This window comes from Fibrobacter sp. UBA4297 (assembly GCF_002394865.1).
GTDB lineage: Bacteria > Fibrobacterota > Fibrobacteria > Fibrobacterales > Fibrobacteraceae > Fibrobacter.
In genome coordinates this window covers 122,927-133,582 of sequence record NZ_DGUZ01000021.1, presented here as the reverse complement: position 1 = coordinate 133,582, position 10,656 = coordinate 122,927, and the positions used below count along the sequence as shown (strand labels likewise).

Here is a 10,656-nt window from a genome sequence, read left to right as displayed (position 1 = left end):
TCTTAGCGGCAGCGGGCTTCTTAGCAGCGGCCGGCTTCTTAGCGGCAGCGGGCTTCTTTGCAGCAGCGGGCTTCTTAGCGGGTTTCTTTGCAACTTTTGTTTCAGCCATTTTTTTTTCTTCCTTTTATGTTATTTATTTGTTGATATCAGAAAAATAACTTCTTTTTCACAAATAATCAACACTTATTTTATAAAAATTCAATTTTTTTTTGAAAAATTTTGTTATGGAGAAATTGCTGTTGAATGAAATTATAGGCAAAAGAAAAACCGATCTTTTTTGGAGACCGGTTTCTTGAATAACAAGAGTAATTAATTTGTTTAAAACATACTTGTTAGTTTGTGCTAACTAAACTCTAGCCTTAACACTTTCGATGTATTTCTTAACTCCTTGAACACCAACGGAATACATATCTACGAACTTTGTGGCGAACGGCGGAATTTTGTTCGGATGCATGCCGAGAGCATCGTGCATCACGAGAACATGACCGTCTGTGAACTTGCCGCCACCAATGCCGATTGTCGGTGCGGAGACTTCTTTTGTGATTTTTGCACCAAGTTCTTCGGGAATGTGTTCAAGAACCATTTCGAAACATCCGAGACTGTCGACGAACTTTGCTGCCTCTTCAATAGCGCGAGCTTCTTCTTCGGTTTTGCCTTTTTGCTTGAAGTTTTCGGCGGTCTGCGGTAAAAGTCCGAGGTGGGCGCAAACGGGAATGTCCTTGCTGCGCAAAAATTCAATCACGCCTTCGGGTGTGCCTTCGAGCTTGATGCTGGAGCAGCCCACGTCCAAAAAGCGGCGGGCGTTATCGTAAGCGGTTTGCGGATCCTTGTCGCTCATGTAGGGCATATCGCCAATGACGTGTGTGTTCGGAGCGCCGCGGCAAACGGCTGCAGCGAAGATGAGCATTTCGGTCATGCCGATTTCACGAGTGCTCTTGTAACCGAGCATGGTGTTTGCGAGGCTATCGCCCACGAGAATCTGGTCGATTCCGGCGGCTTCTGCGATTTTTGCAAAGGCGAAGTCGTAAGCGGTGATCATGGAAATCATTTCGTTCTTGGATTTTTTCGCCTTGATATCTTCTGGAGTTAACATGATGACCTCTTCACTTAAACTTTTTCAACTATGGGCAAATATACAAATAGTGTAAAGTTATGGCTATTTAGTAGCTAGTTGTTGGTTGTTAGTCATTGGTTATGGTTAATCGCTAATGACCATTGACTATTGGCTACTGACCAAACAGTTTTCTTGTTTCGTTCAGGAACTTTATGGAATGAATCTCTTTCAAGAATCCGATGTGGTGGCGCAAGTAGGTGAGGAGCGCGTTCTCGGTGAATTCAGGACGTTCGATTTTGCCGCCTGTTTGCAGCGCCCAAAGCCCATTGAGCGTTTCTAATCGTGCACGCGGGTGCTCGACACCGAGACACGATTGACATACGAATCCGCCTGTTTCGGGGAAAAAGTCTGCGGCAGGCTTTTCGAGTGTGCGACCGCATCGGCTGCAAGTGGTGAGGTCTAGATTGTAGCCCCACATATCGCAAGTGTCCAAAAGCCACTGCGCAAAAATGCGCGACTTGTCAGGAACACTCGATGTTGACGAGTGCGCGGAACCTTCTGGAGTCGGCGAATCTTGCGGTGAATCGGAATCGAATTCGCTTATGGCTTGCTCCAATCGCTCAAATTCTTCTTGCAGGGGGACGCCTTGCGGGGCGTAGCGCAAAATCATTTCGGTCATGACCTGCGCTTTTGCAAGGCTGAGTAAATCGTTGCGCAAGTTCTTCCGCCAGTCCAAAAGCGTTGCTTCCTTGATGAACTGCAAATCGGTATTCGGATTTTGGCGAAAAACGACTTCGCTTAACGCGAGCGGATCAAGGGCTCCCCGGAACGGAGATTCCTTTTTCTTTCCGCCCTTCACGATAAACGAGACAATCCCGCTTTCTTCCGTAAGCGCCTTGACGATAAAGCTAGAATCGCTGTACGGAAAGCGGTGCAGAACTATAGCGCGAGTTTTTATCATAGACGAGAGACTAAAGACGAGAGACGAAAAAGGCGTAAACCCATTATAAATCTTTCGTCTTTAGTCTATAGCGAGTTTTACGAGCGTTCTTTCGTCTAGTCCTTCGGGAACGGAGGCCAGCCCATTGTTTGTCCGCCAACGACGTGCAGATGGATGTGGAATACCGTCTGACCAGCGTCTGCCTTGCAGTTGAACACGAAACGGGCGCCGCCCTCTTCGAGGCCGAGGTCCTTCGCGATAAGCTGTGCGCGGTAAAGCATTTTGCCCACGAGTTCGCAATCTTCCGGCTTCATGTCCATGATGGTTGCGATGTGGCGCTTCGGCACCACAAGGAAGTGCACCGGGGCCTGCGGGGCAATGTCGTAGAATGCGAAAACGTCGTCGTCTTCGTAGATTTTTTTGGAGGGGATTTCACCCTTGATGATTTTGCAGAAAAGACAATTTTCACTCATAGTATTATAAATAGTAGTAAAAATGCTTACTGATTCTCCTGCGGGAGGGTGTTTTTGCTTGTTTCGTCGCGGGGTGCGTCGTTCGTTGTCAGTGAATTCAGCGCTCTGGTGTTCGCGGTGATGGCGCGAATGGTTTTGATGTAGCTTACGAAAAGGATGATGCCAGAAAGTACGCTGGCAAACCACACGATTGGAATCCACTCTTTGAGAATGCAGATAGACAATAATCCTGACTGCATTATAAAGCCGGATGCTGAAATTACGGGGAGCAGCCAATTGGGAAGGTCCCTGCAGTCTTGATGATTCCTTTCAAGCACTTCTTTTTGCCGGGTGAGCAAATCCCTAAAAATAAAATATTGAAAGACAGGACCAATAACGGGAATTACGGTGTGGATGACTGCTACATCAGGTGAAAACCGCATTTTCGAGAAATGACTTTGTTCTGTTTCGGAAAAATGAAGCCAACCGCAGTAGTGATAGATGCACTTGCATAAGGAAATAACTAGAAAGATGCATGAAGCAAGAGTGGCTAGGGCAATGACTGGCCATAACAAGACTAACGGCGGGCATAGTGCTGATATGTAGAGAGGGACGAGCCAAACCCAAAAACCGACAATTATGCCCAGTAAGTTTATTTCTAAGGGACCATTTGTTGATTCCCAATATATAGCAGTTATGGGTAAAATAATCATGATGAGGCTGGTGAAAAAGAAAGCCTTAAGCCAATATATCGCCTGATCGCCACGTACTTCGCATTCCGTGAGGGGTGCTGCTTCCTCCGGGTCGGTTCCGTCTGCCGGGTTTGTGCCCGAAGGATCGACCTTGTTGTCATTCGGTGCGTCACACCACAGGCACTTCGGCATGTCGTCTTCGTATTCCCTTCCGCATTTCTTGCAAATCATGTTGGCCTCTGCTGGTTAATGTAGAAAAACTTTAGGGGTTATCTTGTGGGATTACGTCATTCTCCGCAGGAGAGCCGTTTATTTCTGGATTTATTTCTTTGTCAGGATTGGTTGATTTTATGTTGCCGATATTCAATTGGGCGATTGCTTTCTCATTCAATATAGGTTGTTGAACCAACTTCATGTAGATGAGCAGGGTGATAATTGCGAATATGTCGAAAACGACTTTGAAGATAAAGACGTACCTTATAATAGGGAAGAAAAAACTCGTGAAGACTAAAAAAGCCCAAAATTGGATACTCTTTATCATCCCGAGTGTTAGTAAAAAGAACAGGAAAAGAAAGGTGGCTGGTATGAGCGGGGTCAGGAGAAGGAGTGTTGGTATGGGGGCGGAATGGACTCCGTTTTTCTCAAGAATTTCTTTTGGGCGTGTGAGGATGTCTTTGAAAATGAAGAACGTCATGAATTGACCGATGCCGGGGAATAACGAACCGACTGCGGCATCCTTTGGAAAAAATCGTGTTTCTGTAAATTTGCGAAGATTTCTTAAAATATGGTAAAGCCATTTATAATAAATCGAAACTGTCGAAAATAACATGAAGAATATGAACAGGGATAGGATTGGATATATAATAAGAAATAGATTGTCAAAAAAATTGGAACCTAAACTGAGTGTTGTTATCCCCATCATGAAAATGAACAAATCGGCCAAGATAATTGTTTGAATCGATTTTTTTGATCTGTCAACCAGTTTTTCTCCACGCAGGACATTCTCTTGAAAATCCTTGTTGAGAAAATCTTGCGATTGTGTGTCGGGGTTGACTGGTTTGGTCTCTTCGCAAATCATGTTGGCCTCTGCTGGTCAATGTAGAAATAAATTTGTATTTTACGCCCGTTCATATTACTTAGTGGGGAGTTTTATGGAAAATGTTGTAGAACATTTGTCCAAAGATTGTCTTTTGCCGCTGCTTCGTGAGCGTGTTGAAGAATTGTCGTCTGTCGAGGCAGTGCTTTCAAAAAGGCTTTCGCGTGCGCCGACTGGAGTGCTGAATGTGTCGCCGCATCGTGGTGGGTTCCAGTATTTTCGCGTGACGGCGAAGACAGGGCGCAAAGGCGAGTATATTCCGGAAGAAAAAATGTCGCTTGCGTCTGCCATTGCCCAGCGCGATTACGACGCTAAAATGCTGGCTGAAATTCAAAGGCTGCGTGCTGCTTTGGAAAAGTGTGTGGTGAAGTACGATGTGTCTATTGCAGAAAACCTGTATGCTCAGTTGCATCCGGCGCGGCGCTCGCTGGTGACTCCGCTTGTGTATCCTAATGAAGATTTTGTGGCGCACTGGAGTGCGGTGAAGTACGCTGGACGCGATTTCGATGCGGACGGGCCTGTGCTGATGACGGCGCGGGGCGAGCGCGTGCGTTCGAAGTCCGAAATCATCATTGCGGATGCGCTGTTCCGCAGGGGAATTCCTTATCGCTACGAGTTTCCGCATGAATTGTTTGCGGGGGCGCATGAGACGGGGGCGATGCGTGGGGCGGGAGGCCCTGCTGGTGGAGCACGCGCGGGGCGTCGCGGTGCTGGCGGAACCCATGCTGAATTGCGAGTGCGAGGCTGTAAGCGCATTGTCGTGTACCCGGATTTTACCTGCCTAAACGTGCGGACGCACCAGGAGTTCGTCTGGGAGCATTTCGGGATGATCGATGTGCCGGAGTATTGCCAGAACATGGCCTCCAAGATGGAATTGTATTTGCAGAATGGCTTCTGTATGGGCAAGAACTTCGTGATGACCACGGAAACGCACGACCGTCCGCTTAATTCCATGATGGTGGAAAAAATGCTCGAACAGCTAATGTGACGTTTTGGGGCTGAAAGCGCGAACGAGGGGCTGAAAATGCAAAAGTGGCGGTGAAATGAACGAAAAATTCGCGATTTCACCGCCAAAAATTAGTTTGTGTGTGCCAAAATGAGGCGTTGGTGGCTTTTGCAGGGTTCACGAGGCGTTTGCAGGCGGTGAAAACGGGCAAAATTTCAAAAAAAACACCGCCACGAACGGCTTGCTCGGCTCGTTTTGATCTAGAATATTTTAGATAAACTACAAAAGTGGCGGTGAAATTGAAGAAAAATTCCTGATTTCACCGCCAAAACGCAAAAAAAGTGTTGCCAAAACGCGAAATTATGTCGGTGCCAAGGATGAAAGACCGAAACAATAATATTTTTCGTATCTTTAACCTGTAATGGTTTTTGTTGGTAAAATGATGGCGGCGGTTTTTGCGTGGAGCGCTTACGTGGTGCTTCGGCTTGCGGGCTGGAAGCGGGGAACTGTTTTTGCGAACGCGAAGCATGTGGCCGGCGCATTTCCACAAGCGATTCCGAACGCGTTTTCTACAGCGTCGAGAGCGACTCCCAATGTGTCGACTGCCGTGCCTGTCAATTACGACGAACTCTTGTTTAACTTGACTCGCCATGCAAGCGAACTTTTATTCTGCTTCGGAACCTTCAAGCGGTTGCCCGCGGACTTCTTGAAGTACCCGTGTAGCGTGGACGGCTGGGATTTTGCGCTTGACGAGGCTGCCATTCCGGTGCTTGAAAAAATGCGGAGCGGTGGAATCTTTTTGACGGCTCATTACGGCAATTATGAAGCGATGGGGCCGTGGCTTTGTCGACTTGGAATTCCGCTTGTCGCAAGTTATATACCCGTGAAGCCCAAGTGGCTTAATAACATTCTTGAACGCAAAATCCGTTCGGTCGATGGCCGGAGTTATTCCGTGGATGCCCGGACACCTCGTGATTTTTTGCGGATTCTGAATGACGGAAAACTTTTCTGCCTGCTTTCGGATCAGGATTCACGCATCCCGAGCGCACTCCCGGGAACATTTCTCGGTCGCCCCGCGAACGTGAATCCGCTGCCAGATTTTCTGCTCAAGCACCGTCCGCAAACGCCTGTTTTTATCTGTTGGATGGAGGAGCGCGGCGCATCTCCGGAAGATGCATTTCTGAAATGCGCATCTTTAAAAAAAGTTCGTGTGCTCCATGCGATTGAGGTAGAACGCGTGCAGGTCGCATCCCCCGCGCGTCTTGCTTCCCCCGCGCCGTCTCCTTCGCAATCGAGCGTCGTCAACTCTCAATTCAACAGGTGGCTTGAACAACGTATCCTTGAAAATCCGAATCTCTGGTACGGCTTCACGCACCGCCGATTCTACAGCCAAACGCCGGAACTTTACGGCGAATAGCGACCTGCGGCGCATCTTGTTATAATCGCGGCACATCTTGCGACAAATCTTACTAACGTTACATTTATGACCTTTGTTCCGCATAAAAAGAAACCGTTACTTGCTCGAATCCTGGATTGGCTGAACGAGCCTGATGAATGGCCTGCCTGGGTGCAGTTCTTCTTGTTGCCCAAACCGCTTGGCCTCGAAAATTTCTTTGCTGTCCGCGTCATCTTGCTCTTTGCGATGGCTTTCTTTACCTTGCAGGCAATCGCAGGTGGTTATGAGTCTTGGATTGCTCAGTTTTTGCACAACTTAAATTTACCTGTACATGAAACCGGCCACATTGTTTTTAGAATCTTCGGGAGTCCCGTGCTCACATCGCTTGGTGGTTCGCTGTTTCAGACAATTATGCCGCTCGTGTTCTGCTTTGCGCTGTGGATTAAACCTCGCGACCTGTTCGGCGCCTCCATTGCGCTTTGGTGGGCGTTCGAAAACTTGATAGACGTGGCGCCTTATATTGAAGACGCACTCCCCATGAAACTTACACTCATCAGCGGCGGCACCGGCGCCGAAGCCCCTTACGGGTTCCACGACTGGAATTTTATCCTCTCAGAAACAGGCCTGCTTTTAAAATGCGACTCGATTGCCTCGGCCGTTTATACCGTTGGCTATGTCGGCATGGCGCTTTGCGTCGTGTGGGGCGCCTGGAGTTTGATATATTATTTTGTGTTCCAACGTCAAAATAGTGGGCTTTTGGGCTAGCTTAAAAAATCGTAAAAATGGCGTTTTGGGGCCAAAAAGTGTGTTCTAAATCAGCATTTATAATAAAAATTGGGACCTAAATTACAATTATTTCCCTAAATAAGATATATTATAAAACTACAAGATTGGCATGTTGAGGGGCGCAGTATTATGAACACATCCCGCCATACAAAAATCCGGAGCGTAACGGTCCTCGTCGTTGCTGCATTGTTGCTCGAACTGACGACCGCTGTGCAGTACATTTCTACACGCCGTGCCATTACCGCACAAATTAAGGAAATGGCTAAGCAAGACCTTACTTCTGCGAACCGGACCTTTGAAGTCAAGGAATTAGTCGAGGCCGCCATTGCGGCTGTGCTGCCGGAAGTGGAGCGCCTTGTCGATACACAACAGCAAGATTCATTGCATATGGCGTTGCAACGAGTGGTTGCGAACCATCCTGAAATTGTCGGCGTCGATTTTGCCTATCGTGTGGGGAGTGATGGCCTTCGCGATGGGTATTTTACGTTTAGGGACGATGCGACCAACGAAATAAAAGACACCGTGATAGGATTTGACTATACGGAACGCACTTGGTACCGCGAGGGCTTGCATGGCAACGGTTCTTGGAGCGAACCGTACATGAGCCGCTATTACGTGGCGCTGATGTCTACATTCTCGCGGCCAGTCCACGATCCTCAAGGACGTGTCGTTGCCGTTATTGGTGCCGACGTCCCGATGCGCGAACTCTCTTCGATGGCTGTGCAGCTGTACGATAACCAGCAGCGCTCGCTCATCCCTGTCATCATTCTTCAGCTTGTCGGCCTCTTTGTGCTTGGCTTTATCATGTACCGCAGCATCATCAGCGTCCGTAAGTTAAGCAAAGTCAGTGCCGAAAAAGACCTGATTAACAGGGAACTTGGCATTGCTAATGCGATCCAGACGGCGATGCTTCCGCCACCGCTGCCCGAAAGCGAATTCCTGAATATCGTTGGTAGTCAGGTCCCGGCAAAACAGGTGGGCGGCGATTTTTATGATTATTTTGTGCGTGACGGCAAGCTGTTCTTCAATATCGGTGACGTCTGCGGCAAGGGAATCCCGGCGGCACTTGTGATGTCGATGACGCAAGCCGTGTTCCGCACGATTGCAACTAAAGTCGATGATCCATCTCACATTGTGATGGGAATGAACACGATGGCCAGTCGTGGAAATACGACGGGAATGTTTGCAACGCTTTTTGTTGGTGTGCTAGACCTTGCAACGGGGCGCCTGAGCTACTGCAATGCCGGCCATGAAAAGCCCATTATCATTACTGGACGTAATATGCGATATCTCGATGTTACCGCAAATATCCCTATCGGGGTCATGGAAGAAAAAAAATACAATATCCAGGAATCGGTCATCGCTGCGGGCGATATGATTTTGCTTTATACGGATGGCCTCACCGAAGCGATGAATTCAAGCGCAGAGCTGTTCGGCTTAAAGCGTGTCGAAAGCGCTATTTGTGGCGACGGTGGAATGAATGCTGATGACAAAAATCGCGAGCGGCCTGCGTTTGCAGGGCCGCAGCAATTGCTGGATACCATGTCGCATGCAGTGTCCGAGTTTGTGAATGGCGCAGAACAAAGCGACGACCTGACCATGCTTGTGATAAAGTACAAAGGGTAGGGCGCCGTGGCCACCGCCGGATTTGTCCCCTGTAGTAGAAGGCCATCCGGCTCCATGAGGATTGATGGGCGGTTGTCCGTTATGCTTAGACATTGGTATTACCTCCTTTATGCGGCTAAATGAGTATTTTGCTGATCAGCAATAGCTTTTCTAATCCATCCTACTTGGATGAAGTATTGGCGCAAATAGCGATAGAAATCTCTACGGAAATTTGCAAATGCTCGTGGATCGCTAGGTGTACATGGGACAACAATGCTTTTTGTTGCTCCTATGGCAGTATGGCATATAATGGTAAAAATTGGAATCTATTTAAATAAAATCTTGTTTTGAAGTTAGAGTCTTTCTTCACCTCACCATAAACACCGCGTACAGCGGAACAGATTTGATTCCGTTCTCGATGCCGAAATTCTTTGCAAAAATTCGGATGCTGTAGGGCGACTCGTATTTTGAAACGAAACTTTTAAGACTTTGCGATTTGTTGTGCGTTGAAGACTTGACTTCAATGGGGATGATTTTATTCTCCAGTCGTATAATGAAATTGATTTCGTTTTGATTGCTTTCGTTCCAATAATACGTTTCAAGATGGTTGGCTTTTAATTGCGTATAAACATAATTTTCAACAAGGCCGCCTTTGAAGTCGTTGAATAACGGATTTTCATAGACAACGTCATCGTAAGTGGCGTTTTGCGATGCGCAGCACAGTCCGGTATCGCTCATGTACAGCTTAAAATCGGAGTTGGATGCGTTCGCCTTGAATGGCAATGCCATGTGTTCGAGTCGAGAAACTTTTGATGCAATTCCGGCGATGGTAATCCATTCCAGTGCTTTTTCAAACTCGCTGGCTCGTGCGCCGGGTTTTAATCCTCTGTATTGGAATTTCTTGTTTTCTTTAGCGAGCTGTTTTCCGATGCTTACATAAACAAGTCGAGTCTTGGCAATCTCGCTTTGCTTGTTGTATTTGCTCATGTCATTTTGATAAGCGGCGAGAATGTCGTTTTTGATGATGTCCGTTTGGAGTGGATTGCTGTTTTGTACAAAGTTGCTGACTGCAGCTGGCATGCCGCCGACAAAAAGATATTCTCTGTAAGTGTTCAGCGCTTTTTTGTGCAAGACATCTTCTAGCGGCTTGTTTTCTGCATAGCATTCTTTGATTTGCTCAAGGAGAAAACCGTCTTCGCGAGCGGTTAAGAATTCTTCAAAATCAAGTGGGTACATGTCCATGATTTCGACTTTACCGACGGGGAAGGAGTACTGGTTTCGGTTGACAGCGACTCCGAGAAGCGAGCCTAATGCTATGACGTGGATGTCTGGAGCTTCTTCGCAAAAATATTTGAGCGATGTGAGCGCTTCTGGACAGGCCTGCACTTCGTCGAAAATGACGAGCGTTTCGCGAGGGAACACTTTTTTTTGCTTGATGGCGGATAATCTAGGCAGAATGTGACTTGGTGCCAAGTTCGAAAAAATGGAGGAAAGGTCGGGGTCTCTTTCGAAGTTGCAGTAAACAACATCGGAGTAGTATTTTGCTCCGAATTCAGTGACGGTGTAGGTTTTCCCTGTCTGACGAGCCCCTTGAAGAATCAGGGGCTTACGTGACGGAGAATTCTTCCATTCGACCAGTTTTTCAATGATTTTGCGCTTCATATTTAAAATACACACAAAAAAGTGTGA

10 protein-coding genes are annotated in these 10,656 nt (G+C 47.4%); 4 read left to right on the top strand and 6 right to left on the bottom strand.

The annotated features are described in order from the left end of the window. Positions 1–346: 346 nt before the first annotated feature. From panB to B3A20_RS12545, 5 genes are all read right to left on the bottom strand, one after another. The gene (panB, locus tag B3A20_RS12565; protein WP_290765389.1) at positions 347–1,093 is read right to left on the bottom strand and encodes a 3-methyl-2-oxobutanoate hydroxymethyltransferase; all 747 of its coding nucleotides are present in this window, start codon (positions 1,091–1,093) and stop codon (positions 347–349) included. 133 nt (positions 1,094–1,226) lie between these two features. Further along, positions 1,227–2,015: a DNA repair protein RecO gene (gene recO, locus B3A20_RS12560; protein ID WP_290765387.1), complete on the bottom strand. Its 789-nt coding sequence runs from the start codon at positions 2,013–2,015 to the stop codon at positions 1,227–1,229. A 95-nt stretch (positions 2,016–2,110) separates the two neighbouring features. Continuing rightward, positions 2,111–2,467, bottom strand: coding sequence for a histidine triad nucleotide-binding protein (locus B3A20_RS12555; RefSeq protein ID WP_290765386.1), 357 nt, complete (start codon positions 2,465–2,467; stop codon positions 2,111–2,113). A 26-nt stretch (positions 2,468–2,493) separates the two neighbouring features. Further along, entirely contained in the window at positions 2,494–3,369 is an 876-nt protein-coding gene (locus tag B3A20_RS12550; RefSeq protein ID WP_290765384.1) for a hypothetical protein, read from the bottom strand. A 31-nt stretch (positions 3,370–3,400) separates the two neighbouring features. Further along, positions 3,401–4,216, bottom strand: a complete 816-nt coding sequence (locus tag B3A20_RS12545) for a hypothetical protein (RefSeq protein ID WP_290765382.1) — start codon at positions 4,214–4,216, stop codon at positions 3,401–3,403. A 73-nt stretch (positions 4,217–4,289) separates the two neighbouring features. Between B3A20_RS12545 and B3A20_RS12540 the strand changes: the two genes are divergently transcribed. The 4 genes from B3A20_RS12540 to B3A20_RS12525 all read left to right on the top strand — a co-directional run bounded on the left by B3A20_RS12540 (position 4,290) and on the right by B3A20_RS12525 (position 8,988). Further along, positions 4,290–5,222, top strand: a complete 933-nt coding sequence (locus B3A20_RS12540; RefSeq protein WP_290765380.1) for a hypothetical protein — start codon at positions 4,290–4,292, stop codon at positions 5,220–5,222. 379 nt (positions 5,223–5,601) lie between these two features. Continuing rightward, positions 5,602–6,597: a lysophospholipid acyltransferase family protein gene (locus B3A20_RS12535; RefSeq protein ID WP_290765378.1), complete on the top strand. Its 996-nt coding sequence runs from the start codon at positions 5,602–5,604 to the stop codon at positions 6,595–6,597. Positions 6,598–6,663: 66 nt separating this feature from the next. Then, the gene (locus B3A20_RS12530) at positions 6,664–7,341 is read left to right on the top strand and encodes a hypothetical protein (RefSeq protein WP_290765376.1); all 678 of its coding nucleotides are present in this window, start codon (positions 6,664–6,666) and stop codon (positions 7,339–7,341) included. A 150-nt stretch (positions 7,342–7,491) separates the two neighbouring features. Next, on the top strand, positions 7,492–8,988 hold the full coding sequence (locus tag B3A20_RS12525; RefSeq protein WP_290765374.1) for a PP2C family protein-serine/threonine phosphatase: 1,497 nt from the start codon (positions 7,492–7,494) through the stop codon (positions 8,986–8,988). Positions 8,989–9,333: 345 nt separating this feature from the next. Here the strand turns inward: B3A20_RS12525 and B3A20_RS12520 are convergent, their stop codons facing one another. Beyond that, on the bottom strand, positions 9,334–10,629 hold the full coding sequence (locus tag B3A20_RS12520; protein ID WP_290765372.1) for an ATP-binding protein: 1,296 nt from the start codon (positions 10,627–10,629) through the stop codon (positions 9,334–9,336). Positions 10,630–10,656: the final 27 nt, after the last annotated feature.

What these genes read in the sequence shown, in the direction of transcription:
- panB (WP_290765389.1), bottom strand. Translation starts at nt 1,093, where the DNA reads ATGTTAACTCCAGAAGATATCAAGGCGAAAAAATCCAAGAACGAAATG.
- B3A20_RS12530 (WP_290765376.1), top strand. Translation starts at nt 6,664, where the DNA reads ATGACCTTTGTTCCGCATAAAAAGAAACCGTTACTTGCTCGAATCCTG.
- B3A20_RS12555 (WP_290765386.1), bottom strand. Translation starts at nt 2,467, where the DNA reads ATGAGTGAAAATTGTCTTTTCTGCAAAATCATCAAGGGTGAAATCCCC.
- B3A20_RS12535 (WP_290765378.1), top strand. Translation starts at nt 5,602, where the DNA reads ATGGTTTTTGTTGGTAAAATGATGGCGGCGGTTTTTGCGTGGAGCGCT.
- recO (WP_290765387.1), bottom strand. Translation starts at nt 2,015, where the DNA reads ATGATAAAAACTCGCGCTATAGTTCTGCACCGCTTTCCGTACAGCGAT.
- B3A20_RS12540 (WP_290765380.1), top strand. Translation starts at nt 4,290, where the DNA reads ATGGAAAATGTTGTAGAACATTTGTCCAAAGATTGTCTTTTGCCGCTG.
- B3A20_RS12545 (WP_290765382.1), bottom strand. Translation starts at nt 4,216, where the DNA reads ATGATTTGCGAAGAGACCAAACCAGTCAACCCCGACACACAATCGCAA.
- B3A20_RS12520 (WP_290765372.1), bottom strand. Translation starts at nt 10,629, where the DNA reads ATGAAGCGCAAAATCATTGAAAAACTGGTCGAATGGAAGAATTCTCCG.
- B3A20_RS12550 (WP_290765384.1), bottom strand. Translation starts at nt 3,369, where the DNA reads ATGATTTGCAAGAAATGCGGAAGGGAATACGAAGACGACATGCCGAAG.
- B3A20_RS12525 (WP_290765374.1), top strand. Translation starts at nt 7,492, where the DNA reads ATGAACACATCCCGCCATACAAAAATCCGGAGCGTAACGGTCCTCGTC.